The organism is Burkholderia sp. NRF60-BP8 (assembly GCF_001522585.2).
Classification (GTDB): domain Bacteria; phylum Pseudomonadota; class Gammaproteobacteria; order Burkholderiales; family Burkholderiaceae; genus Burkholderia.
The window spans coordinates 2,145,557-2,168,785 of the sequence record NZ_CP013373.1; the positions used below are offsets into that span (position 1 = coordinate 2,145,557).

The following is a 23,229-nucleotide window of genomic DNA, read 5'->3' on the forward strand; positions in this document are numbered from 1 at the left end:
TTTATAGCACGAACCTTGCATTTTGCCTTCAACGAAAGCGCGGCGGACCGCACTTTCGCCGAAGTTGCATGACCGACCGTTACTTCCGGTTGGCGAGCGCCTGCCACGTATCGATGATCGTGTCGGGGTTCAGCGAGATCGACACGATGCCTTCGTCGGTCAGCCATTGCGCGAAGTCCGGGTGATCGGACGGGCCCTGGCCGCAGATACCGACGTACTTGCCCATCTTGCGGCAAGTATCGATCGCACGCTTGAGCAGGAACTTGACGGCCGGGTCGCGCTCGTCGAAGTCGACTGCCAGCAGTTCCATGCCCGAATCGCGGTCGAGGCCGAGCGTGAGCTGCGTGAGGTCGTTCGAGCCGATCGAGAAGCCGTCGAAGTGTTCCAGGAACTCTTCGGCGAGGATCGCGTTGGTCGGGACTTCGCACATCATCACGAGGCGCAGGCCGTTTTCGCCGCGCTTCAGCCCGAACTTCTCGAGCAGGCCGACGACGCGCTCCGCCTGCTTCACGGTCCGCACGAACGGCACCATGATCTCGACGTTGGTCAGGCCCATCTCGTCGCGCACGCGCTTCAGTGCACGGCATTCCATCTCGAACGCCTGCGCGAAATCGTCGGCGATGTAGCGCGACGCGCCGCGGAAGCCCAGCATCGGGTTTTCCTCGTCCGGCTCGTAACGCGAACCGCCGATCAGCTTCTTGTACTCGTTCGACTTGAAGTCGGACAGACGCACGATCACGGGCTTCGGATAGAACGCCGCCGCGATCGTCGCAACGCCTTCCGTCAGCTTGTCGACGTAGAACTGACGCGGCGACGCATGGCCGCGCGCCACGCTCTCGACCGCCTTCTTCAGGTCCTGGTCGATGTTCGGGTACTCGAGAATCGCCTTCGGGTGAACGCCGATGTTGTTGTTGATGATGAACTCGAGACGCGCGAGGCCCACGCCGGCGTTCGGCAGTTGCGAGAAGTCGAACGCGAGCTGCGGGTTGCCGACGTTCATCATGATCTTGACCGGGATTTCCGGCAGTTCGCCGCGCTGCACTTCCGTGACTTCCGTCTCGAGCAGCCCGTCGTAGATCTTGCCTTCGTCGCCTTCCGCGCACGATACGGTGACGAGCGCGCCGTCCTTCAGGATGTCGGTCGCATCGCCGCAGCCGACGACGGCCGGCACGCCGAGTTCGCGCGCGATGATCGCCGCGTGGCAGGTGCGGCCGCCGCGGTTCGTGACGATCGCCGCTGCACGTTTCATCACCGGTTCCCAGTTCGGGTCGGTCATGTCGGCCACCAGCACGTCGCCCGGCTGCACGCGTTCCATTTCCGACGGATCCTGGATCACGCGCACGGGGCCCGCGCCGATCTTCTGGCCGATCGCACGCCCCGTCGCCAGCACCTGCGACTGGCCCTTCAGCTTGAAGCGCTGCTCGGCCTTGCCGGTTGCCTGGCTCTTCACCGTTTCCGGACGCGCCTGCAGGATGAAGATCTTGCCGTCGCGGCCGTCCTTGCCCCACTCGATGTCCATCGGACGCTGGTAGTGCTTCTCGATGATCACCGCGTACTTCGCGAGCTCGATCACGTCGTCGTCGGTGATCGAGTAGCGGTTGCGCTGCTCGTGCGGCACGTCGACCGTCTTCACGCGGCCCGGCTCGCCCGGCTGCGTGAATTCCATCTTGATCAGCTTCGAGCCGATCGAACGGCGGATGATCGGGTACTTGTCCTGCGCGAGCGTCGTCTTGAACACGTAGAACTCGTCCGGGTTCACCGCGCCCTGCACGACGGTTTCGCCCAGACCGTAGCTCGACGTGATGAACACGGCGTCCTTGAAGCCCGATTCGGTGTCGATCGTGAACATCACGCCGGCGGCGCCGACGTCCGAGCGGACCATGCGCTGCACACCGGCCGACAGCGCGACTTCGGCGTGCGTGAAGCCCTTGTGCACGCGGTACGAGATCGCGCGGTCGTTGTACAGCGACGCGAACACGTGCTTCATGCGGTCGAGCACGTCGTCGATGCCGACGACGTTCAGATACGACTCCTGCTGGCCGGCGAACGATGCATCGGGCAGGTCTTCCGCGGTCGCGGACGAGCGCACGGCGAACGACAGTTCGCTCGGCGAGCCGTTCTTCAGCACTTCGAACTGCGCGCGAATTTCCTGCTCGAGGCGCGGCTGCAGCGGCGCGTCGACGATCCACTTGCGGATTTCGGCGCCGGCTTCGGCGAGCGCCTTCACGTCGTCGATATCGAGCGACTCGAGACGCTTGGCGATCCGGTCGGTCAGGTCGTTGTGCTTGAGGAAATCGCGGAATGCGAGCGCGGTCGTGGCGAAACCGGTGGGGACGCGAACGCCTGCTTCGGAAAGCTGGCTGATCATCTCGCCGAGCGACGCATTCTTGCCGCCCACGATCTCCACATCGGTCATCCGCAACTGCTCGAACGGAATTACATACGCCTGGTCCTTTGCGACGTTTGCTGCGTTAGTCATACAAGCCCCTAAGTGTGAAAAAAATGCTCGATCGCGCAAGTGGGCTCGAACGCGGGCGCTTGCAAAAAGGCGCGGCGCGTCTTGCGCAACCTGTTAGATAAACACTCGCAGCGGCGGAAATCTTCCGACCCGATTTGCAAAAATCCCGGCAGAAGGGCGATATTTTCAGACAAATCGCCAGACTTGCCGGGAATTCGGGAATCGCGCGGCCCAGCCACCGAGCGCCGTTCGCGCCCTGCCCCCGCAATTGCTTATCCAACAGGTTGCCGCTATTCTACCGTGCCGGCTGCCGGATGTGGCGCGACCTTGTCACTGGGTCTGGAGGCTCGCCTCCAGCCGCCCGCGCAACTGCCCTTCACGCTCGACGTCCAGATTCATGCTGCCTACCGTATTCATCGTCTCCGACGGCACCGGGATCACTGCCGAAACCTTCGCGCATTCGATCCTTTCCCAGTTCGACCAGAAATTCCGCCTCGTGCGCGTGCCGTTCGTCGACTCGCTCGACAAGGCCTATGCGACCGTCGAGAAGATCAACGAGGCCGCCGTGCACGACGGCCGTCGCGCGATCGTGTTCACGACGCTCGTCGACAGCGAGTCGAACGACATCGTCAAGCGCTCGAACGCGCTCGTGCTCGACATGTTCCAGCGCTTCGTCGAACCGCTCGAGCAGGAACTGGAACTCAAGTCGAGTCACGCGATGGGCCGTGGCCACCAGAATGCGGACACCGAGGAATACAAGACGCGGATCGAGGCGATCAACTTCTCGCTCGCGCACGACGACGGCCAGTCGAACCGCAACCTGTCGGAGGCCGACGTGATCCTCGTCGGCGTGTCGCGCAGCGGCAAGACGCCGACGAGCCTGTACCTCGCGATGCAGTACGGCGTGAAGGCCGCCAACTATCCGCTGATTCCGGAGGATTTCGAACGCGGCAAGCTGCCGTCGGCGCTGTCGCCGTACAGCGACAAGCTGTTCGGGCTGTCGATCGACCCGCAGCGCCTGTCGGAGATCCGCAACGAGCGCCGGCCGGGCAGCAAGTACGCGGCGCCCGAGAACTGCCGCTACGAGATCAACGAGGCCGAGGCGATGATGCGCCGCGAAGGGATCAAGTGGCTGTCGTCGACGCACAAGTCGATCGAGGAAATCGCGACGACGATCCTGCAGGAAATCCGCCTCGACCGGCAGTCGTACTGACGGCCCACCCCGCCGGCGCGGCCGCGAGGCCGCCGCCAACAGCAAAAAGGCCGCGTCGAACGCGGCCTCGTTTCGTTTGACGGCAAATACGCGCGTGCGGCGTCACGCGGGCCGCTGCTGCCGCACCTGCTCGAACAGGCACACCGCCGCCGCCGCCGCAACGTTCAGCGACTCCATCCCGCCCGGCTGCGGAATCGTCACGCGATGCGTGGCCGCGTCGCGCCAGAATGCCGACACGCCGGCACCTTCGTTGCCGAACACCCATGCAACGGGCCCCGACAGATCGCAGTCGTAGACCGCCTGCGCGCCATGCGAGTCGGTCAACGCGACCGGTACGTCGAGGCGTTCGGCCAGCGCCGCCGCGTCGATATCCTCATGGATCGACAGCAGGAAATGCGCGCCCATGCCCGAACGCAGCACCTTTGACGACCACGCATGGGCCGTCCCCGGCGCGCAGAACACGTGACGCACGCCGGCCGCCGCCGCGCTGCGCAGGATCGAACCGACGTTGCCCGCATCCTGCACGCCGTCGAGCACGACCGCCGTATCCGTCACGCGTTCGGGCAGCGGTTGCGCCGGCCGGTCGACCAGCAGCAGGAAGCCGACGCCGTTGACGACGTTCGACAGTTGCCCGAACAGCGCGTCCGGCAGCGTGACAATCCGCTGCGCGTCGATACGCGCGACGATCGCTTGCGCGTCGGCGTGGCCGAGCGCGCCTTCGGTCGTGACGCACAGCTCGGGCGTCGCCCCCGTGTCGAGGTATGCGCTCGCCAGATGGAAACCTTCGAGCAGCGCCTGGCCGCTGCGGCGCTGATGGGCCGTCGAACCCGCGAGCGCCTTCAGGCGCTTGTACAGCGGGTTGTCGCGGGAAGTAATGCTTTTCATCGAATCAGATCGAGCGCCGCACGCACGGGCGCGAACGAGCGCCGATGCGCTTCGCACGGGCCGTGCTCGCGCAATGCGGCAAGATGTTTCGCGGTGCCGTAGCCCGCATGGACGTCGAAGCCGTACACCGGAAAGCGTTCGTGCAGATCGACCAGCATCCGGTCGCGCGTGACCTTCGCGAGGATCGATGCGGCCGAGATGCTCGGCACGAGCGCGTCGCCGCTGACGATCGCCTCGGCGCGCACGTTCAGCGTCGGGCAACGGTTGCCGTCGATCTGCGCGAGCGTCGGCAGCACCGACAGCCCTTCGACGGCCCGCTTCATCGCGAGCATCGTCGCGTGCAGGATGTTCAGCGTATCGATTTCGTCGACGCTCGCCGACGCGACGCAGTATGCGTGCGAACGCTCGACGATCAGGTCGTACAGCATGTCGCGCTTCTTCGCGGACAGCACTTTCGAATCGTCGAGCCCGTCGATTGGCCGCGCCGGATCGAGAATCACCGCGGCAGCCACCACCGGCCCCGCGAGCGGGCCGCGGCCGGCTTCGTCGACGCCGCAGACGATCTCGTCCGGGCGGCTGAAATCGAAACCGCCCTGCACGTCGCTCGACGCGCGGCGGCGCGGTGCACGGACGGCGGTCATGCGCGCCCCTTGCGTTGCTCGATCACGCGCACGACGGCCTCGGCCGCCTTCGCGGCCGTGTTCTGCCGCAGCGAAAGATGCATTTCGGTAAACACTTCGGTCAGCGTGCGGCGGTTCGCATCGTCGCGCAGCTGCGTGAGCGTCGCGTCGGCGAGCGCCTCGGGCGTCGCGAAATGCTGCAGCAGCTCGGGCACGACGAAACGCCCCGCCAGGATGTTCGGCAAGCCGACATACGGCAGGTAGCCCTGCCGGCGCATGATCTGCCCGGTCAGCCAGGGCACCTTGTACGAGATCACCATCGGCTTCTTCAGCAGCGCGGCTTCCAGCGTGACGGTGCCGCTTTTCACGAGGATCGCGTCAGCGGCCGTCATCGCGACCTGCGAGCGGCCGTCGGTGATCGTCAGCGCGAGCTGCGGGTGCGCGTCGACGAGCGGCTGCAGCAGCTCGCGCAGCGCGGGCGTCGCCGCCGGCATCACGAACCGCACGCCGGGCTCGCGCTGCTGCATCAACGCCATCGCCGCGAAGAACGTCGGGCCGATCAGCGCGATCTCCGAGCGCCGGCTGCCCGGCAGCACCGCGATCACCGGGCCGTCGGCCGGCAGGCCCAGCGCGATGCGCGCGCCGTGCGTGTCGGGTTCGAGCGGAATGTCGTCGGCGAGCGGATGGCCGACGTAGGTCGATGCGACGCCGGCCTTGTCGAGAATCGCCGGTTCGAACGGGAACAGGCACAGCATGTGGTCGACGGACTTCGCGATCTTCTTGATCCGGCCGCCGCGCCACGCCCAGATCGACGGGCACACGAAGTGGATCGACGGGATGCCCGCGTCGCGCGCGGCCTGCTCGACGTTGAAGTTGAAATCGGGCGCGTCGACGCCGATGAACGCATCCGGCCGTTCGGCGAGCAACTGGCGCTTCAGTTCGCCGCGAATCCGCAGGATCTCGGGAATCTGACCCAGCGCCTCGACGTAGCCGCGCACGGTCAGCTTGTCCATCTGCCAGTGCGAGTCGAAGCCGTGCGCGATCATGCGCTGCCCGCCGATCCCGTAATACTGGGCCGATTCGGGCAGCCGCTCGCGCAGGCCGCCGAGCAGCGACGCCGCGAGCAGGTCGCCCGACGGCTCGCCGGCCACCATCGCGAGCCGCAGCTGATTGGTCGGGAGCGGCATCGCTTAGCGGATGATGCCGCGTTGCGACGCGTCGATGAACTCGACGAGCGCCTTCACCGGCGCATCACCGTCGCCACCCGCTTGCGCGAGTTCGCGCAGTTGCACTTTCGCTTCCTCCAGCGACAGGCTGTTCTTGTACAGCACGCGGTACGCGCTGCGCAGCGCCGAGATCGCGTCGGCCGAGAAACCGCGCCGGCGCAGCCCTTCGACGTTGATCCCGTGCGGCTCGGCCTTGTTGCCCGCCGCGATCACGAACGGCGGAATGTCCTGCACGAGCGCCGACGCGCCGCCCAGCATCGAATGCGCGCCGATGCGCACGAACTGATGCACGCCCGACATGCCGCCGACGATCGCGAAGTCGCCGATCTCGACGTGGCCGGCCATCTGCGCGTTGCTCGACAGGATCACGTTGTTGCCGACGCGGCAGTCGTGGCCGATGTGCACATAGGCCATGATCCAGTTGTCGTCGCCGAGCGTCGTCACGCCGACGTCCTGCACGGTGCCCGTGTGGATCGTCGTGAATTCGCGGATCGTGTTGCGGTTGCCGATCACGAGCCGGGTCGGCTCGTCCTTGTACTTCATGTCCTGCGGACGGCCGCCGACCGACGCGTAATGGCCGATGCGGTTGTCCTCGCCGAGCGTCGTATGGCCTTCGATCACGCTGTGCGAGCCGATCGTCGTGCGCGCGCCGATCGTGACGTGCGGGCCGACGATCGCGTACGGGCCGATCTCGACCGATTCGTCGATCTGCGCGCCCGGCTCGACGATCGCGGTAGGATGAATCCTGGTCATGCGCCGTTGCCTCTCGATATGATGTGTCGCGTTGCTCGCGTTACGTTATCCATGCGTGCCGCGTCGCTCAGGGCGCCGCGTCGGCCGTCTTGACCGTGCACATCAGTTCGGCTTCCGCCGCCACCTTGCCGTCCACTTCCGCCACCGCCTTGAATTTCCAGATGCCGCGGATGTAGCGCTCGAACGTCACGTTCAGGATCAGCTGGTCGCCCGGTTCGACCACGCGCTTGAAGCGGGCACCGTCGATCCCGACGAAGTAATACAGCGTGTTCTCCGGATCCTTCGGCTGCTCTTCCGCGAACGTCAGCAGCGCCGCGGCCTGGGCGAGCGCCTCGAGGATCAGCACGCCCGGCATCACCGGCCGCTTCGGGAAGTGCCCCTGGAAGAACGGCTCGTTGATCGACACGTTCTTCAGCGCTTTGATCCCTTTGTGCGGTTCGAGTTCGAGCACGCGGTCGACGAGCAGAATCGGGTAGCGATGCGGCAGCAGCGTGAGGATCTTGTGGATGTCGAGATTGATTTTTTCAGTGCTCATGATGGTTCGTCTCACGCAGAGGCTGCGCGGTGGTGATGCAAAGGCTGAAGCGGGCCGCCGTGCGGCCCAGTCTGACGAACCGGGCCGGTTGCGCTGGCCGTGCCCGGTTCGTGGTCTCGCATGATGGGCTCAGGCGTGGGCGCCGCCCTGGGCGGCGAGCGCGGCTTCGAGCGCCTTGATGCGCTCGCGCAGCTTGTCGAGGTTGCGCACGAGCGCGGCGCTCTTGTTCCATTCGCCGTGGTCGACGGCCGGGAATGCGCTGGTATAGATGCCGGCCTTCGGCAGCGATTTCGATACGCCCGACTTCGCGGTGATGATGACATAGTCGCCGAGCGTCACGTGGCCGGCGATCCCCGCCGCGCCGCCGATCATGCAGTGGCGGCCGATCGTCGTGCTGCCCGCGATGCCGGCGCTGCCGGCGATCACCGTGTACGCGCCGATCCGGCAGTTGTGGCCGATCTGCACCTGGTTGTCGATCTTCACGCATTCCTCGATGACGGTATCCGCCATCGCGCCGCGGTCGATCGTCGTGTTCGCGCCGATTTCGACGTCCGGGCCGATCGTCACGCCGCCGACCTGCGGGATCTTGACCCAGCTGCCGGTGCGCGCGTCGCCGTCGCCGACGAAATCCGGCGCGAAGCCGAAGCCGTCCGAGCCGATCACGGCGCCCGCGTGGATGATCGCGCGCGGCCCGATCCTGCAGCCGTGGTACACCGATGCGTTCGGATAGATATGCGAGCCGGCGCCGATCGTCGTGCCGCGACCGACGAACACGTTCGCGTCGAGTTGCACGCCGTCTTCGATCACCGCGCCGGCTTCGACCGTCACGTGCGGGCCGATCACCGCGGTCGCGGCGACCTGCGCGGCCGGATCGATCGTCGCGCTCGGATGCACGCCGGCCGCACGCGGCGGCGTGGCGAGATCGATGAACATCTGCGCGACGCGCGCGAAGTACGCGTACGGATTCGGCGTCACGATGAAGTTGCGACCGGTGGCGGCCGCGCCCAGCTTTTCGAGATCCTTCGGCGCGATCAGCACCGCGCCGGCGCGGGTCGTCTCGACCTGCGACAGGTACTTCGGGTTCGCGAGAAACGCGAGTTGCTGAGGGCCTGCCTGGTCGAGCGGCGCGAGGCCGCCGACCGTGCACTGTGCGTCGCCGGCGATCTCGCCGCCGAACCGCTTTACGAGTTCCTCGAGCGTCAATGCCATTCGTCGTCTGCTCCGTTCAGTTCGCCGAGCCGGACGCGAGCGCCTTGAGCACCTTGTCGGTGATGTCGATGCGCGGGCTGACGTACACGGCTTCCTGCACGATCAGGTCGTAATTCTGCTGCTCGGCGATCTGCTTGATGACCTTGTTCGCCTTTTCCAGCACGGCAGCCAGCTCTTCGTTGCGACGCTGGTTCAGGTCTTCGCGGAACTCGCGCTGCTTGCGCTGGAAGTCGGTGTCGAGCTGCGCGAGATCGCGCTGCTTCTGCGCGCGATCGGCCGCCGACAACGACGTGCCGTTCTTGTCGAGCGAATCGGACATCGACTTCAGACGTGCCGCGAGATCCTGCAGATCCTTGTCACGCTTCGCGAACTCGGCTTCGAGCTTCGTCTGCGCCGCCTTGGCGGGCGCCGACTCGCGCAGGATCCGATCCGAATTGACCGCCGCGATGCGGGCGACGTCCTGTGCGTGCACCGTCGCCGCGCCCAGGGCCAGCGCAACGGTCAGCGCGCACATCACTCGTTTCGAAAACTTACCGGTTAGCAAAATTACCCTCTCGTTGCTGTTGTCATGCGTTCGGTCAGAACGCCGTCCCGATCTGGAACTGGAATTTCTGGTACTGGTCGCCTTCATGCTTCTGCAGCGGGAAGCCGAGGCTCAGCTTCAGCGGGCCGATCGGCGAGATCCACGCGAGACCCACGCCGTAGCCGTAGCGCAGGCCGTTGGCGCCCGTACTCGTGCCGCCCGGCGCATTGCCCCACACGTTACCGCCGTCGAGGAACGTGAACACGCGCAGCGTGCGGTCGTAACCCGTGCCCGGCAGCGGGAACGTCAGCTCGATGTTGCCGACCAGCATCTTCGAACCGCCGATCGGGTCGTTCGTCTTCGTATCGCGCGGGCCCAGCGAGCTCGGCTCGTAGCCGCGCACGGAGCCGATACCGCCCGCGTAGTAGTTCTTGAAGATCGGGTACGGGTTGCCGATACCGTTACCGTACCCGCCCTGCAGGTTCAGGCCCAGGATGAAGCCGCGCGAGAACGAATAGTAGTATTGCGCCTGCAGGTCGGCCTTGTAGTACTGGATCTTGCCGACCGGCACGCCGTACTCCATGTTCGCCTGCGTGAAGTAGCCGCGGCTCGGAATCAGCGCGCTGTCGCGCGCATCGCGCGACCACGCCACCGTCAGCGGCACCGTGTTCGACACGCGGCCGAACTCGTTCACGTAATCCTGGTAGCTCTGCGGCGTGTTCGAATCGACGTCGAGGCGGTTCTGCTCGAAGCCCGCGCCGAAGTAGACGGTATCGACTTCCGAGAACGGAATGCCGAACTTCAGGTTGCCGCCCGCGCTGATGATCCGGAAGCTCGAGCTCGTCGAATAGTAGAGCGGCTGGTACGTGCGGTAGAAGACGTCCGTGATCCGCTTGATGCCGTCGACCGTGAAGTACGGGTCGACCTGCGTGACGGTCAGCGTACGGTAGCTCTTCGCGGTGTTGACGTTCACCGACAGGCTCGTGCCCGAACCGAACACGTTGTCCTGCGACACGCCGGCCGACAGCACGACCTTGTCCGTCGACGAGAAGCCGGCGCCCAGCGTGATCGCGCCGGTCGGCTTTTCGTCGACCTTCACGTTCACGTCGACCTGGTCGTTCGTGCCTTCCACCGGCACCGTCGTCACGTCGACGTTGGTGAAGTAGCCGAGACGGTTCACGCGGTCCTTCGACAGCGCGAGGCGGTTCGAGTCGAACCACGAGCTTTCGAGCTGGCGCATTTCGCGGCGCACCACTTCGTCGCGCGTGCGCGTGTTGCCGACCACGTTGATGCGGCGCACGTACACACGGCGGCTCGGGTCGACGACGAGGTTCAGGTTCACCTTGTGGTTCGCCTGGTCGATGTCCGGCTGCGCATTGACGGTCGCGAATGCGTAGCCGTATTCGCCGAGCTTGTCGACGATCGACTTGGTGGTCTGCTGCAGCTTTTCGGCGGAGAAGCGGTCGCCCGGCTTGATCTTGATCAGCTTGTTGAGTTCGGCCTCGCGATCGAGCAGGTTGCCCGACAGCTTGATGCCCGACACCGTGTACGGCTCGCCTTCGTGCAGCGTGACCGTCAGGTACATGTCCTTCTTGTCCGGCGAGATCGACACCTGGGTCGACTCGATGTTGAACTCGAGGTAGCCGCGGTTCAGGTAGTACGAGCGCACGGCCTCGAGGTCGCCCGTGAGCTTCTCCTTCGAGTACAGGTCGTTCTTCGTGTACCAGGAGAACCAGTTCGGCGTCGACAGCTGCATCTCGTCGCGCAGCGTGCTGGTGCTGAACGCCTTGTTGCCGATGAAGTTGATCTGCCGGATCTTGGCGCTCGGGCCTTCGGCGACCGCGAACAGGATCGACACGCGGTTCGCGTCGACCGGCGTGATCGTCGTCTTGACCTCGGCCGCATAGAAGCCGCGCGTCAGGTACTGGCGCTTGAGCTCCTGCTCCGCCTTGTCGACGAGCGCCTTGTCGTAGTAGCGGCCGTCGGCGAGGCCGACCGCGCGCAGCGCCTTCGTCAGGTTGTCCTTGTCGAATTCCTTCGTGCCGGTGAAGTCGATCGACGCGATGGCCGGCCGCTCCTGCACCTGCACGATCACGACGTTGCCTTGCGTGGCGATGCGAACGTCGTTGAAAAAGCCCGTCGCGTACAACGCGCGGATTGCTTCGGATGCCTTGTCGTCCGTGAAGGTATCGCCCTGCTTGATCGGCAGATAGGCGAACACCGAACCCGCTTCGACGCGCTGCAGCCCCTCGATCTTGATGTCTTGCACCACGAACGGTGCCGCTGCATGCGCCGCGAGGCCGTGCGCGGCGAGCGCGGCCGCTGCAACTGTCTTAGGTACAAAGCGATGAGGTTTGAACAACATGCATCCCCAATATTTAGCTGCATCAAATCGGGCGGCTGACCCGCGGCCGCCGCCTGACGCTTCAGAAATGGATTAACCGAGCCAAATCGTTGAACAGCGCGATCGCCGACAATGCGACGATGCAGATCAACCCGGCTCTTTGCAGAATCAGCTGCCAACGCTCCGAGACGGCTTTCCCGGTCGCGGCTTCAACCGCATAATATAACAGATGCCCCCCGTCCAAAACGGGAATCGGCAACAAGTTCAGGACGCCAAGGCTAATGCTGACAAGGGCGAGGAACGACAGGAACGCCGACGGGCCGAGCCGCGCGCTCTTGCCTGCGTAGTCGGCGATCGTCACCGGGCCGGACAGGTTCTTCAGCGACGCGTTACCCGTGATCATCCGCCCGAACATCTTCAGCGAATACACGGAGATGTCCCACGTGCGGTGCGCGCCGAGCCGCAGGCTCTCGATCGGCCCGTAGCGCACGTCCACCGACGGCGCGTGCATCGACAGCGCCGCGCCGATCCGGCCGACCTGCTGCCCGGATTCGTCGTCGCGCTGCATCTGCGGCACGATCGACACCGTCTGCGCGGCGCCGTTGCGCTCGATCTGCAGGTCGAGCGGCTGGCCCGCGTGGTGCTTCACCGTATCGATGAAGCGCGCCGCGCCGCCGAGCGGCTTGCCGTCGAGCGCGACCAGCTTGTCGCCGACCTTCAGGCCGGCCTGCTCCGCCGCGCTACCCGGCTGCACCGACGCGACCGACAACGCGCCGCCGCCGGCCTCGAAGCCCAGATGAGCCATGAAGTCGTCGTCGAGCTGGCTGTCGGGCACGTTGCGCAGGTCGACGCGGAAATCGAACGTCGCATTGCCGTCGCGCGCGCCGAGCACGACCTCGCGATGGTCGAACGCGGCCGACAGCAGCTTCCAGCGCAGGTCCGACCACGATCGCACCGGTTCGGACTCGCCGCCCTGCGCGTCGCGGATCGACACGACCGTCTCGCTGCCGTCGAAGCCCGCGCGGGCCGCCGCCGTGCCGGCGGCGGGCGGCGCGACGATCGCGGCCGGCTCGGTCACGCCGGTGGCGAATACGGCGGAGAACAGCGCGATTGCCAGCAGGAAGTTCGCAATCGGCCCGGCCGCGACGATCGCGATGCGCTTGTAGACCGACTGGCGATTGAATGCCTGGCCGAGCTCGTCGGGCGGAATGCCGCCCGGGCCCGGATCGCGCTCGTCGAGCATCTTCACGTAGCCGCCGAGCGGCAGCGCGGACAGCGTCCACTCGGTGCCCGTCCTGCGGCCGACCCAGCGCGCGACGGGCTGGCCGAAGCCGATCGAGAAACGCAGCACCTTCACGCCGCACCAGCGCGCGACGCGATAATGTCCGTACTCATGCACGACGACCAGCACCCCGATCGCCACCGCAAACGCGACCAGTTCGACCAGCACGTTCATGAGCACCTCATTCAGACCGTACGCTCCACGCGTGGCGCAGGCGCTTTTGCAATGATCGCGGCCGCGAGGCGGCGGGCCTCGGCATCCGCCGCGAGGACGTCGTCGAGCCCGTCGGGCGCGCGGTTCGGCAGCGCGTTGAGCACCGCGTCGACCGTCGCCGCGATCGCCATGAAGCCGATCCGGCGCTCGAGAAATGCTTCGACCGCCACTTCGTTCGCCGCGTTCAATGCGGCGCTCGCGATACCGCCTTCCTCGAGTGCCTTCAGCGCGAGCGCGAGGCACGGGAAGCGCGCGTAATCGGGCTTCTCGAACGACAACTGGGCGATCTGCGCGAGGTCGAGCTGGTCGACGCCCGCGTCAACGCGCTCGGGGAAGGCGAGCGCGTGTGCGATCGGCGTGCGCATGTCGGGGTTGCCGAGCTGCGCGAGCACCGAGCCGTCGCGGTACGACACGAGCGAATGGATCACGCTCTGCGGATGGATCAGCACGTCGATCCGGTCGCCCGGCAGCCCGAAGATCCAGTGCGCCTCGATCACCTCGAGGCCCTTGTTCATCATCGTCGCGGAATCGACCGAGATCTTGCGGCCCATCACCCAGTTCGGGTGCTTGCACGCCTCGTCCGGCGTCACGTCGACGAGCGTGGCCGGCTCGCGCGTGCGGAACGGGCCGCCCGACGCGGTCAGGATGATCTTCGAGATCCCGCCGTGTTCGGCCGCATCGCGCGGCATGCACTGGAAGATCGCGTTGTGTTCGCTGTCGACCGGCAGCAGGATCGCGCCATGGTCGCGCACGGCATCCATGAAGATCGCGCCCGACATCACGAGCGCTTCCTTGTTCGCGAGCAGGATCCGCTTGCCGGCGCGTGCGGCCGCCAGGCTCGGCGCGAGGCCGGCCGCGCCGACGATCGCCGCGACCACCGTGTCGCAACCGTCGCTCTTCGACACGTCGACGAGCGCCTGCGGCCCGTGCAGCACGATCGTCTTGCTGCCCGCCGCGCGCAGTTTCGCGTCGACGTGCGCGGCCGTCGCGGCATCGCCGACCACCGCCACTTCAGGCGCGAAGCGCAGACACTGCTCGACGAGCTTGTCGCCGTTGCGGTGCGCGGTCAGCGCATAGACCGAGAAGCGCTCGGGATGGCGCGCGACCACATCGAGCGTGCTGTCTCCGATCGAGCCCGTGGAACCGAGCAATGTCAGACGTTTTTGCATAACAGAAATAATGGTTTAACCAAGCAGCAGCATCGCGAGCGGCAGCACCGGCAGCAGCGCGTCGACACGATCGAGCACGCCGCCGTGGCCCGGCAGCAGTCCGCTCGAATCCTTCACACCCGCCTGCCGCTTCAGCAGCGACTCGAACAGGTCGCCGATCACGCTGTACGCGACCAGCAGCGTCAGCGCGGCCCACGCGCCGGACATGCCGTACCGCGCGGCGAATGCAGAAAACAGGGTCGGTTCGAATGCGTGCACGGCCATCGCGACACCGGCGACGACCACGACTGCGAACCAGCCGCCGATCGCGCCTTCCCAGCTCTTGCCGGGGCTGATCGTGACGGCCAGTTTACGCTTTCCGAAGGCCTTGCCTGCGAAGTATGCGCCGATATCGGCCAGCCAGACGACCAGAAGCAGCGACAGCACGAACGGCACGCCCTGCGCGCGAGCTGCGACGAGCGCGTGCCAGCAGGCGGCGAATACGACGAGGCCGGCGGCCAGCAGGAACGGCCGCCAGACGCCGCCCGCGAGTTCGGGCTTGCGTCGCAGCGCGAACGGACCGACCAGCAGCCAGAACACGCCGGCCGCCATGAAAAGGGGACGGGACGAAGCCGCATCGACGCCGAGCGGCACGGTGGCTGCGAGCGCGAGCGCCGCGACGACCGCGTAGACGACGGGGCCGGCGCCGCCGAGCTTCAGCAGGCGCGCCCACTCCCACGCGGCGAACACGAGCACGACGCCGATCAGCGCGCCGAACCCGTCGAGCGGCGCGAACAGCGTCACCGGCAGCAGCACCGCCAGCATCGCGATCGCCGTGATCACACGGATTTTCAGCATGAAAGGGAGTCGGCGTTCTGCGATTGCGGTTCGAGCTGCGCACTCGTGCGCCCGAAACGGCGCTCGCGCTCGGTATACGACGCCATCGCGTCGGCCAGTGCCGCGCCGTCGAAATCCGGCCAGTACTTGTCGGTGAAATAGAATTCGGCGTACGCGAGCTGCCACAGCAGGAAGTTGCTGACGCGCTGCTCGCCGCCGGTGCGGATGAAGAGATCGGGCTCCGGCGCGTAAGCCATTGCCAGGTGCGGCGCGAATGCGTCCTCGGTCACTTCGACCTCGCGGCCTTCGCGCACGGCCTGCTCGACGAGCTTCTTCGTCGCCTGCAGGATGTCCCACCGGCCGCCGTAATTGGCCGCGATGGTGAGCGTCAGACGGGTATTGCGCGCCGTCTTGGTTTCGGCGCGGCGGATCAGTTCGCGGATGCGCGGCTCGAAACGCTCGAGATCGCCGACGACACGCAGGCGGATCCCGTTCGCATGCAGCTTGCCCACTTCGCGCTCGAGCGCGGTGATGAACAGCCGCATCAGGAACGACACTTCGTCGTTCGGCCGGCGCCAGTTTTCCGAACTGAACGCGAACAGCGTCAGGTATTCGACGCCGGCGCGCGCGCAGCCTTCGACCACCGCCCGCACGGCATCGACGCCGCGGGTATGCCCCGCGACGCGCGGCAAGCGGCGTTCGGTCGCCCAACGGCCGTTGCCGTCCATGATGATCGCGATGTGACGCGGCACGACACCGACGTCAGGCACGCGAACGGTAGAGCTGGTATAGGTCATGGCCGTTGAGACAGTAATGCGGGAAGAAGGCGGCGCGCGAGGACGGTCGTCAGACCGTCATGATCTCGGCTTCCTTGGTCTGCACGAGCTTGTCGACTTCGGCGACGTGCTTGTCGGTCAGCTTCTGCACGTCGTCGCTCGCACGGCGCTCGTCGTCTTCCGAGATTTCCTTGTCCTTGACGAGCTTCTTCAGCGCTTCGTTCGCGTCGCGGCGCAGGTTGCGGATCGCGACCTTGGCCGTTTCGCCTTCGCTCTTCACGACCTTGGTCAGCTCGCGGCGGCGCTCTTCCGTCAGCGCGGGCATCGGCACGCGGATCAGATCGCCGGCCGTCGCCGGATTCAGGCCCAGATCGGCCTCGCGGATGGCCTTCTCGACCTTCGCGACCATGTTCTTTTCCCACGGCTGCACGCCGATCGTGCGTGCGTCGACGAGCGTCAGGTTCGCGACCTGCGAGATCGGCACCATCGAGCCGTAGTAGTCGACCTGCACGTGATCGAGCAGGCCGGTGTGTGCACGGCCCGTACGGATCTTGGCCAGATCGTTCTTGAACGCTTCGATCGAGCGCTGCATCTTTTGCTCGACGCCCTTCTTGACATCAGCGACACTCATTTCAACCTCCGAACCTTCAAACCTTCAAAAGAACGCGAGCCCCGCCCGGCGCGTGTCGCGCGCCGCGGCCGGCAACCCGCGCCGATCGCCCGCGTCCGCGGGAGTTTACACGTGGACGAGCGTACCTTCGTCCTCGCCCAGCACGATGCGCTTGAGTGCGCCCGGCTTGTTGATCGAAAACACGCGAATCGGCAGCTTCTGGTCGCGGCACAGCGCAAACGCCGTCGCGTCCATCACCTGCAGGTTGCGGCTGATCGCCTCGTCGAAGCTGATCGTCGTATAGCGCGTGGCCGACGGATCCTTCTTCGGATCGGCAGAATATACGCCATCGACCTTGGTCGCCTTCAGCACGACTTCGGCGCCCACTTCCGAGCCGCGCAGCGCGGCGGCGGTATCGGTCGTGAAGAACGGGTTGCCGGTGCCGGCCGCGAAGATCACGACGCGGCCTTCCTCGAGCTGACGGATCGCGCGGGGCCGGATGTACGGCTCGACGACCTGGTCCATGCGCAGCGCGGACTGCACGCGCGCCTCGATGCCGGCGTGGCGCATCGCGTCCTGCAGCGCCAGCGCGTTCATCATCGTCGCGAGCATCCCCATGTAGTCGGCCGTCGCGCGGTCCATGCCGGCCGCGCCGCCCGCGACGCCGCGGAAAATATTACCGCCACCGATCACGACCGCGAGCTGCGTACCGAGACGCACGACTTCCGCGATATCGGCCACCATCCGTTCGATCGTCGCGCGATTGATGCCGAAGGCATCGTCGCCCATCAGCGCTTCGCCGGAGAGTTTGAGGAGGACGCGTTTATAGGCATTGGACATAGGGGCTTCCGAGCGACGAGAGGATGACAACCACGAACTGTAGGGGCGAAATACTGATTCGGGCAAGCGCCGACGACCGGACCGGGGTTCCCGGCCGGCCGGCGGCGCCGCCGGCCGCGGCGGAGCGGACGCCCGCCGCGGATACTGCCTGACTGCTTACTGCTGCTTTGCTGCTGCGACTTGCGCGGCCACTTCGGCGGCGAAGTCGTCCTGGCGCTTCTCGATGCCTTCGCCGACGACGAACAGCGCGAACTTCTGCACTGCGGCATTCGCTGCCTTCAGCATCTGCTCGATCGTCTGCTTGTCGTTCTTCACGAACGTCTGGTTCAGCAGCGACACTTCCTTCAGGTACTTCTGGACGCTGCCGTCGACCATCTTCGCGACGATTTCGGCCGGCTTGCCCGATTCGGCAGCCTTCTGCTCGGCCACGCGGCGCTCCGTCTCGATCAGTTCCGCCGGCACGTCGGCCGACGACAGCGCGACCGGCTTCATCGCGGCGATGTGCATCGCGACGTCCTTGCCGACCTGCTCTTCCGCGCCCGTGTACTCGACGATCACGCCGATACGCGCGCCGTGCAGGTACGTGGCGATCTTGTTCGCGGTTTCGAAACGGACGAAACGGCGGATCGAGATGTTCTCGCCGATCTTGCCGACCAGCGCCAGACGCACTTCGTCGACCGTCTTGCCGTCGAGCGGCAGCGCCGACAGTGCTGCCACGTCGGCCGGGTTCTTCGTCGCGACGAGTTCCGCGACCGTCTTCGAGAATGCGAGGAAGTCGTCGTTCTTCGCGACGAAGTCGGTTTCGCAGTTCAGTTCGACCAGCGCGCCCGCGTTGCCGCCGACGAACGATGCGACGACGCCTTCGGCCGTCACGCGCGATGCGGCCTTGCTCGCCTTGTTGCCGAGCTTGACGCGCAGCAGCTCTTCAGCCTTGGCCAGATCGCCGTCGGCTTCCGTCAGCGCCTTCTTGCACTCCATCATCGGTGCGTCGGTCTTTGCGCGCAGTTCTGCCACCATGCTTGCGGTAATTGCCGCCATCATTCGCTCCTTGAGTCTGTATTCACAACGCCGCCCGCTTGGACGCGAACGGCCGGGATTCGTTTCCGGACCCGCGCCGATTCGGCGCGATCAGGTCCGGCGCACAAGCTTAAAAAAAGGGGGCCTGTTGAGAGCCCCCTTTTTGCGCCGGCTCGGGGCCAGTTACGCGTTTTCCTCGACGTACTCGTCGTCGCCGCGCGCTGCCTGGACCACTTCGTTGACCGCGTTCGCACGGCCTTCGAGGATCGCATCGGCCACGCCTTGAGCGTACAGCGCGACTGCCTTGCTCGAGTCGTCGTTACCCGGGATCACGTAGTCCACACCTTCCGGCGAGTGGTTCGTGTCGACCACGGCGATGACCGGCACGCCCAGCTTGTTCGCTTCCGTGACGGCGATCTTGTGGTAGCCGACGTCGATGACGAAGATCGCGTCCGGAATGCCGCCCATGTCCTTCACGCCGCCGATCGACTTCTGCAGCTTGGCGATTTCACGCTCGAACAGCAGCGCTTCCTTCTTGCTCATCTTCTCGGTTTCGCCCGCTTCGACGGCCGCTTCCATGTCCTTCAGGCGCTTGATCGACACCTTCAGCGTCTTGAAGTTGGTCATCATGCCGCCGAGCCAGCGTGCGTTGACGTACGGCATGCCCGCACGTTGCGCTTCCTGGGCGATCGTGTCACGCGACTGGCGCTTCGTGCCGACGAACAGGATCGTGCCGCGGTTCGCTGCCAGCTGGCGCACGTACTTCTGTGCGTCCGTGAACATCGGCAGCGTCTTTTCGAGGTTGATGATGTGAATCTTGTTGCGGTGACCGAAAATGAACGGAGCCATCTTCGGGTTCCAGAAGCGCGTCTGGTGACCGAAGTGGACACCCGCTTCCAGCATTTGGCGCATCGTGACTGCCATGTAAATTCTCCACGAGGGTTGGGTCTTAAGCCGGCCGCCGTACCGCCGCGCGAACCCGCCCGAAGGGCGCGAACTCCGCGCGGCCGGCACCCTGGTTGCGCCGGCTTGCGATTCGGCACGTGCAAAACGCCCGTGCCGCAAGCCTTTCACCGCGATGCCGCCCCAAAATGGGGAAAGTTCGGCATTTGGATATCGACTTAGCCAAAGAGTATAGCACGCGGATTTGTCGGCTCTCAAGTCGCGCGGCACTTTCGCTTGCCGCTCGGCAGCGGGCCGGACAATCCGCGAAAACCCGCATCCGGGCGGCCCGCAGGGGCTGCGAGGCCCGCCATAAGGTGCGATAATCCGTCAATTCACCGCATTCCAGGCATACCTCGATGGCTATTACGCTCAAAAACGAACACGATATCGCGGAGATGCGCGTTGCCTGCCGTCTCGCGAGCGAAGTGCTCGACTTCATCACGCCGCACGTCGTCGCGGGCGTCACGACCGCCGAACTCGACCGGCTCTGCCACGAGTTCATGATCAACGAGCAAGGCACGATCCCCGCGCCGCTGAACTACCAGCCGCCCGGCTATCCGCCGTACCCGAAGGCCACCTGCATTTCGGTCAACGACGTGATCTGCCACGGCATTCCCGGCGAGAAGGTGATCAAGAACGGCGACGCGCTGAACATCGACATCACCGTGATCAAGAACGGCTATTTCGGCGACACCAGCCGGATGTTCATCGTCGGCGAGGGTTCGATCCTCGCGAAGCGCCTCGTGCAGACCACCTACGAATGCATGTGGCTGGGCATCGACCAGGTCAAGCCCGGCGCGCACCTCGGCGACATCGGCTACGCGATCCAGAAGCACGCGGAAGCGCAGGGCTACAGCGTCGTGCGCGAATACTGCGGCCACGGCATCGGTACGGTGTTCCACGAGGATCCGCAAGTCGTCCACTACGGCCGTCCGGGCACCGGCATCGAGCTGAAGGCCGGGATGATCTTCACGATCGAGCCGATGATCAACGCCGGCAAGCGCGACATCCGCACGATGCCCGACCAGTGGACGGTCAAGACGCGCGACCGCAGCCTGTCCGCGCAATGGGAGCACACGGTGCTCGTCACCGACACCGGCTACGAAGTGCTGACCGTGTCGGCCGGCACGCCGGCGCGCCCCGTGTTCGCGCAACCGGCCGCCGCCGTCTGAGCGCCGTCGCGCCCGCCCCACCTCCGCACCCGAACGGCCGCCCATGAGCGCTCACGCTGCCCCCTCGCCCGAAGCGCTGTCGCGGCGCGCCGAATTCAAGGCCGCCAAGACGGAGCTGCTCGAGCGCTTTCGCCGCGCGGCGAACGTCGCGTCGCTGATGCACGCGCTGTCGAAACTCACCGACGATGCATTGAAGCGCGTGTGGGACGAATGCGGGCTGCCCGCGTCGCTCGCGCTCGTCGCCGTCGGCGGCTACGGGCGCGGCGAGCTCGCGCCCTATTCCGATGTCGACATCCTCGTGCTGCTGCCTGATGCGCACGACCCGGCGCTCGACGCGCGCATCGAGCGCTTCATCGGGATGGCGTGGGATCTCGGCCTCGAGATCGGCAGCAGCGTGCGTACGGTCGCGCAGTGCATCGAAGAGGCGTCGCAGGACGTCACGGTGCAGACCTCGCTGCTGGAAGCGCGCCGCATCGTCGGCAGCACCGCGCTGTTCGAGCGCTTCACCGTGCGCTATCACGAAGCGCTCGACGCACGCGCGTTCTTCACCGCGAAGGTGCTCGAGATGCGTCAGCGCCACGCGAAGTTCCAGGACACGCCGTACAGCCTCGAACCGAACGTGAAGGAAAGCCCCGGCGGGCTGCGCGACCTGCAGACCATCCTGTGGATCGCGCGCGCGGCCGGCTTCGGCAGCAGTTGGCGCGAACTCGACACGCGCGGCCTCATCACCGACCGCGAAGCGCGCGAGCTGCGCCGCAACGAAGGCTTCCTGAAGACGTTGCGCGCGCGGCTGCACGTGATCGCCGGGCGCCGTCAGGACATGCTCGTGTTCGACCTGCAGACGCAAGCCGCCGAAAGCTTCGGCTACCAGCCGACGCAGGCCAAGCGCGCGAGCGAGCAGCTGATGCGCCGCTACTACTGGTCCGCGAAAGCAGTCACGCAGCTCGCGACGATCCTGATCCAGAACATCGAGGCGCAGCTCTTCCCGGCGACGAGCGGCATCACGCGCGTGCTGTCGGCCGATCGCTTCGTCGAGAAACAGGGGATGCTCGAGATCGTCGACGACGGCGTGTTCGAACGCCATCCCGACGCGATCCTCGAAGCGTTCCTGCTGTACGAAACGACGCGCGGCGTGAAGGGCCTGTCCGCCCGCACGTTGCGTGCGCTGTACAACTCGCGCGAAATCATGAACAACACGTGGCGCCGCGATCCGCGGAACCGCGCCACGTTCATGCGGATCCTGCAGCAACCCGAAGGGATCACGCACGCGTTCCGGCTGATGAACCAGACGAGCGTGCTCGGCCGCTACCTGCTGAATTTCCGCCGCATCGTCGGGCAGATGCAGCACGACCTGTACCACGTGTACACGGTCGACCAGCACATCCTGATGGTGCTGCGCAACATCCGCCGCTTCGCGGTGGCCGAGCATGCGCACGAATATCCGTTCTGCAGCCAGCTGATCGGCAACTTCGAGCGCCCGTGGGTGCTGTATGTCGCGGCGCTGTTCCACGACATCGCGAAAGGCCGCGGCGGCGATCACTCGACGCTCGGCATGGCCGACGCGCGGCGCTTCTGCCGCGAGCACGGCATCGACGGAGACGATGCCGCGCTGATCGTGTGGCTCGTCCAGCATCACCTGACGATGAGCCAGGTCGCGCAAAAACAGGACACGAGCGACCCCGACGTCATCAAGCGCTTCGCCGAGGTCGTCGGCAACGAACGGTATCTCACCGCGCTGTACCTGCTGACCGTCGCCGATATCCGCGGCACGAGCCCGAAGGTGTGGAACACGTGGAAGGGCAAGCTGCTCGAGGATCTCTACCGCATCACGCTCGCGGTGCTCGGCGGCGCGAACCCCGACGCGCATTCGGAGCTGAAGTCGCGGCAGGAGCAGGCGCTCGCGCTGCTGCGCCTGGAAACCGTGCCCGAGGATGCGCACCGCGCCTTGTGGGATCAGCTCGACGTCGGCTTCTTCCTGCGTCACGACGCGGCCGACATCGCATGGCAGACGCGCGTGCTGTACCGGCACGTGAACGCCGAAACCGCGATCGTCCGCGCGCGGCCGTCGCCGATCGGCGACGCGCTGCAGGTGCTCGTGTACGTGAAGGACCGCCCCGACCTGTTCGCGGGCATTTGTGCGTATTTCGACCGTAACGGGCTGTCGGTGCTCGATGCGCGCGTCAGCACGACGCGGCACGGCTATGCGCTCGACAACTTCATCGTCACGCAGACCGAACGCGACGTGCGCTATCGCGACATCGCGAATCTCGTCGAACAGCAGCTCGCGACGCGGCTCGCCGAAACCGCACCGCTGCCGGAGCCGTCGAAGGGTCGCCTGTCGAGGCTGTCCCGGACGTTTCCGATCACGCCGCGCGTCGACCTGCGGGCCGACGAGCGCGGTCAGTACTACATCCTGTCCGTGTCGGCCAACGACCGGCCGGGCCTTCTCTATTCGATCGCGCGCGTACTCGCCGAACATCGGATCGGCGTCCATGCGGCGCGGATCAATACGCTCGGCGAGCGCGTCGAAGACATCTTCCTGCTCGCGGGTGCCGGCCTGTCCGACAATCGCCTGCAGATCCAGCTCGAAACCGAATTGCTGCGCGCGATCGCAGTCTGAATG

At 65.9% G+C, this 23,229-nt stretch carries 20 protein-coding genes; 3 read left to right on the forward strand and 17 right to left on the reverse strand.

The window, feature by feature from the left end; all coding sequences use genetic code 11:
- Positions 1-79: 79 nt before the first annotated feature.
- Positions 80-2,479, reverse strand: coding sequence for a phosphoenolpyruvate synthase (ppsA, locus tag WS54_RS23390; RefSeq protein WP_034207651.1), 2,400 nt, complete (start codon positions 2,477-2,479; stop codon positions 80-82).
- Positions 2,480-2,855: 376 nt separating this feature from the next.
- On the opposite strand from ppsA, the gene ppsR reads away from it, so the two are divergent.
- Positions 2,856-3,671, forward strand: coding sequence for a posphoenolpyruvate synthetase regulatory kinase/phosphorylase PpsR (gene ppsR / locus WS54_RS23400; protein ID WP_034207652.1), 816 nt, complete (start codon positions 2,856-2,858; stop codon positions 3,669-3,671).
- A 102-nt stretch (positions 3,672-3,773) separates the two neighbouring features.
- On the opposite strand, the gene WS54_RS23405 is transcribed toward ppsR, so the two are convergent.
- From WS54_RS23405 to rpsB, 16 genes are all read right to left on the reverse strand, one after another.
- Positions 3,774-4,556: a TrmH family RNA methyltransferase gene (locus tag WS54_RS23405; protein ID WP_059780854.1), complete on the reverse strand. Its 783-nt coding sequence runs from the start codon at positions 4,554-4,556 to the stop codon at positions 3,774-3,776.
- Positions 4,553-5,197 carry a ribonuclease HII gene (gene rnhB, locus WS54_RS23410; RefSeq protein ID WP_034207654.1) on the reverse strand — a complete coding sequence of 215 codons (645 nt, stop codon included), beginning with the start codon at positions 5,195-5,197 and terminating at the stop codon, positions 4,553-4,555. Before rnhB ends, WS54_RS23405 begins: the two co-directional genes overlap by 4 nt.
- Positions 5,194-6,363: a lipid-A-disaccharide synthase gene (lpxB, locus tag WS54_RS23415; RefSeq protein WP_059780853.1), complete on the reverse strand. Its 1,170-nt coding sequence runs from the start codon at positions 6,361-6,363 to the stop codon at positions 5,194-5,196. The genes rnhB and lpxB overlap by 4 nt, the downstream gene beginning before the upstream one ends.
- A gap of 3 nt (positions 6,364-6,366) precedes the next feature.
- Positions 6,367-7,155, reverse strand: a complete 789-nt coding sequence (gene lpxA / locus WS54_RS23420) for an acyl-ACP--UDP-N-acetylglucosamine O-acyltransferase (RefSeq protein WP_059780852.1) — start codon at positions 7,153-7,155, stop codon at positions 6,367-6,369.
- Positions 7,156-7,222: 67 nt separating this feature from the next.
- Positions 7,223-7,690 (reverse strand): 3-hydroxyacyl-ACP dehydratase FabZ, encoded by a 468-nt coding sequence (gene fabZ, locus WS54_RS23425; protein WP_006495559.1) that lies wholly within the window; start codon positions 7,688-7,690, stop codon positions 7,223-7,225.
- A gap of 129 nt (positions 7,691-7,819) precedes the next feature.
- Positions 7,820-8,899 (reverse strand): UDP-3-O-(3-hydroxymyristoyl)glucosamine N-acyltransferase, encoded by a 1,080-nt coding sequence (gene lpxD, locus WS54_RS23430; protein ID WP_059780851.1) that lies wholly within the window; start codon positions 8,897-8,899, stop codon positions 7,820-7,822.
- Between the two features lie 16 nt (positions 8,900-8,915).
- Complete coding sequence (locus WS54_RS23435) at positions 8,916-9,413, reverse strand: OmpH family outer membrane protein (protein ID WP_034207658.1); 498 nt, start codon at positions 9,411-9,413, stop codon at positions 8,916-8,918.
- Positions 9,414-9,477: 64 nt separating this feature from the next.
- A complete protein-coding gene (gene bamA, locus WS54_RS23440; protein ID WP_006478499.1) occupies positions 9,478-11,787 on the reverse strand; it encodes an outer membrane protein assembly factor BamA in 2,310 nt (769 codons plus the stop codon).
- Positions 11,788-11,848: 61 nt separating this feature from the next.
- Complete coding sequence (gene rseP / locus WS54_RS23445) at positions 11,849-13,222, reverse strand: RIP metalloprotease RseP (RefSeq protein ID WP_059780850.1); 1,374 nt, start codon at positions 13,220-13,222, stop codon at positions 11,849-11,851.
- 11 nt (positions 13,223-13,233) lie between these two features.
- A complete protein-coding gene (locus WS54_RS23450) occupies positions 13,234-14,430 on the reverse strand; it encodes a 1-deoxy-D-xylulose-5-phosphate reductoisomerase (protein WP_034207660.1) in 1,197 nt (398 codons plus the stop codon).
- A 15-nt stretch (positions 14,431-14,445) separates the two neighbouring features.
- Positions 14,446-15,267, reverse strand: coding sequence for a phosphatidate cytidylyltransferase (locus tag WS54_RS23455; protein ID WP_059780849.1), 822 nt, complete (start codon positions 15,265-15,267; stop codon positions 14,446-14,448).
- Positions 15,261-16,043, reverse strand: coding sequence for a polyprenyl diphosphate synthase (gene uppS / locus WS54_RS23460; RefSeq protein ID WP_034207662.1), 783 nt, complete (start codon positions 16,041-16,043; stop codon positions 15,261-15,263). Before uppS ends, WS54_RS23455 begins: the two co-directional genes overlap by 7 nt.
- A 49-nt stretch (positions 16,044-16,092) precedes the next feature.
- Positions 16,093-16,653, reverse strand: a complete 561-nt coding sequence (gene frr, locus WS54_RS23465) for a ribosome recycling factor (protein WP_006483822.1) — start codon at positions 16,651-16,653, stop codon at positions 16,093-16,095.
- 105 nt (positions 16,654-16,758) lie between these two features.
- A complete protein-coding gene (pyrH, locus tag WS54_RS23470) occupies positions 16,759-17,472 on the reverse strand; it encodes a UMP kinase (RefSeq protein WP_006402648.1) in 714 nt (237 codons plus the stop codon).
- A gap of 156 nt (positions 17,473-17,628) precedes the next feature.
- On the reverse strand, positions 17,629-18,510 hold the full coding sequence (gene tsf / locus WS54_RS23475; protein ID WP_034207664.1) for a translation elongation factor Ts: 882 nt from the start codon (positions 18,508-18,510) through the stop codon (positions 17,629-17,631).
- A gap of 162 nt (positions 18,511-18,672) precedes the next feature.
- Entirely contained in the window at positions 18,673-19,413 is a 741-nt protein-coding gene (rpsB, locus tag WS54_RS23480) for a 30S ribosomal protein S2 (protein WP_034207665.1), read from the reverse strand.
- Positions 19,414-19,790: 377 nt separating this feature from the next.
- Between rpsB and map the strand changes: the two genes are divergently transcribed.
- Both map and WS54_RS23495 read left to right on the forward strand, forming a co-directional pair.
- Positions 19,791-20,606 carry a type I methionyl aminopeptidase gene (gene map / locus WS54_RS23490; RefSeq protein ID WP_059780848.1) on the forward strand — a complete coding sequence of 272 codons (816 nt, stop codon included), beginning with the start codon at positions 19,791-19,793 and terminating at the stop codon, positions 20,604-20,606.
- Between the two features lie 43 nt (positions 20,607-20,649).
- Entirely contained in the window at positions 20,650-23,226 is a 2,577-nt protein-coding gene (locus WS54_RS23495; protein ID WP_059780847.1) for a [protein-PII] uridylyltransferase, read from the forward strand.
- Positions 23,227-23,229 lie beyond the last annotated feature (3 nt).

Coding starts and splice junctions, on each gene's coding strand:
- lpxD (WP_059780851.1), bottom strand. CDS start 8,899: ATGGCATTGACGCTCGAGGAACTCGTAAAGCGGTTCGGCGGCGAGATC.
- tsf (WP_034207664.1), bottom strand. CDS start 18,510: ATGGCGGCAATTACCGCAAGCATGGTGGCAGAACTGCGCGCAAAGACC.
- pyrH (WP_006402648.1), bottom strand. CDS start 17,472: ATGTCCAATGCCTATAAACGCGTCCTCCTCAAACTCTCCGGCGAAGCG.
- WS54_RS23405 (WP_059780854.1), bottom strand. CDS start 4,556: ATGAAAAGCATTACTTCCCGCGACAACCCGCTGTACAAGCGCCTGAAG.
- WS54_RS23495 (WP_059780847.1), top strand. CDS start 20,650: ATGAGCGCTCACGCTGCCCCCTCGCCCGAAGCGCTGTCGCGGCGCGCC.
- uppS (WP_034207662.1), bottom strand. CDS start 16,043: ATGACCTATACCAGCTCTACCGTTCGCGTGCCTGACGTCGGTGTCGTG.
- WS54_RS23455 (WP_059780849.1), bottom strand. CDS start 15,267: ATGCTGAAAATCCGTGTGATCACGGCGATCGCGATGCTGGCGGTGCTG.
- ppsR (WP_034207652.1), top strand. CDS start 2,856: ATGCTGCCTACCGTATTCATCGTCTCCGACGGCACCGGGATCACTGCC.
- bamA (WP_006478499.1), bottom strand. CDS start 11,787: ATGTTGTTCAAACCTCATCGCTTTGTACCTAAGACAGTTGCAGCGGCC.
- ppsA (WP_034207651.1), bottom strand. CDS start 2,479: ATGACTAACGCAGCAAACGTCGCAAAGGACCAGGCGTATGTAATTCCG.
- WS54_RS23450 (WP_034207660.1), bottom strand. CDS start 14,430: ATGCAAAAACGTCTGACATTGCTCGGTTCCACGGGCTCGATCGGAGAC.
- lpxA (WP_059780852.1), bottom strand. CDS start 7,155: ATGACCAGGATTCATCCTACCGCGATCGTCGAGCCGGGCGCGCAGATC.
- rnhB (WP_034207654.1), bottom strand. CDS start 5,197: ATGACCGCCGTCCGTGCACCGCGCCGCCGCGCGTCGAGCGACGTGCAG.
- map (WP_059780848.1), top strand. CDS start 19,791: ATGGCTATTACGCTCAAAAACGAACACGATATCGCGGAGATGCGCGTT.
- lpxB (WP_059780853.1), bottom strand. CDS start 6,363: ATGCCGCTCCCGACCAATCAGCTGCGGCTCGCGATGGTGGCCGGCGAG.
- rpsB (WP_034207665.1), bottom strand. CDS start 19,413: ATGGCAGTCACGATGCGCCAAATGCTGGAAGCGGGTGTCCACTTCGGT.
- fabZ (WP_006495559.1), bottom strand. CDS start 7,690: ATGAGCACTGAAAAAATCAATCTCGACATCCACAAGATCCTCACGCTG.
- WS54_RS23435 (WP_034207658.1), bottom strand. CDS start 9,413: ATGTGCGCGCTGACCGTTGCGCTGGCCCTGGGCGCGGCGACGGTGCAC.
- frr (WP_006483822.1), bottom strand. CDS start 16,653: ATGAGTGTCGCTGATGTCAAGAAGGGCGTCGAGCAAAAGATGCAGCGC.
- rseP (WP_059780850.1), bottom strand. CDS start 13,222: ATGAACGTGCTGGTCGAACTGGTCGCGTTTGCGGTGGCGATCGGGGTG.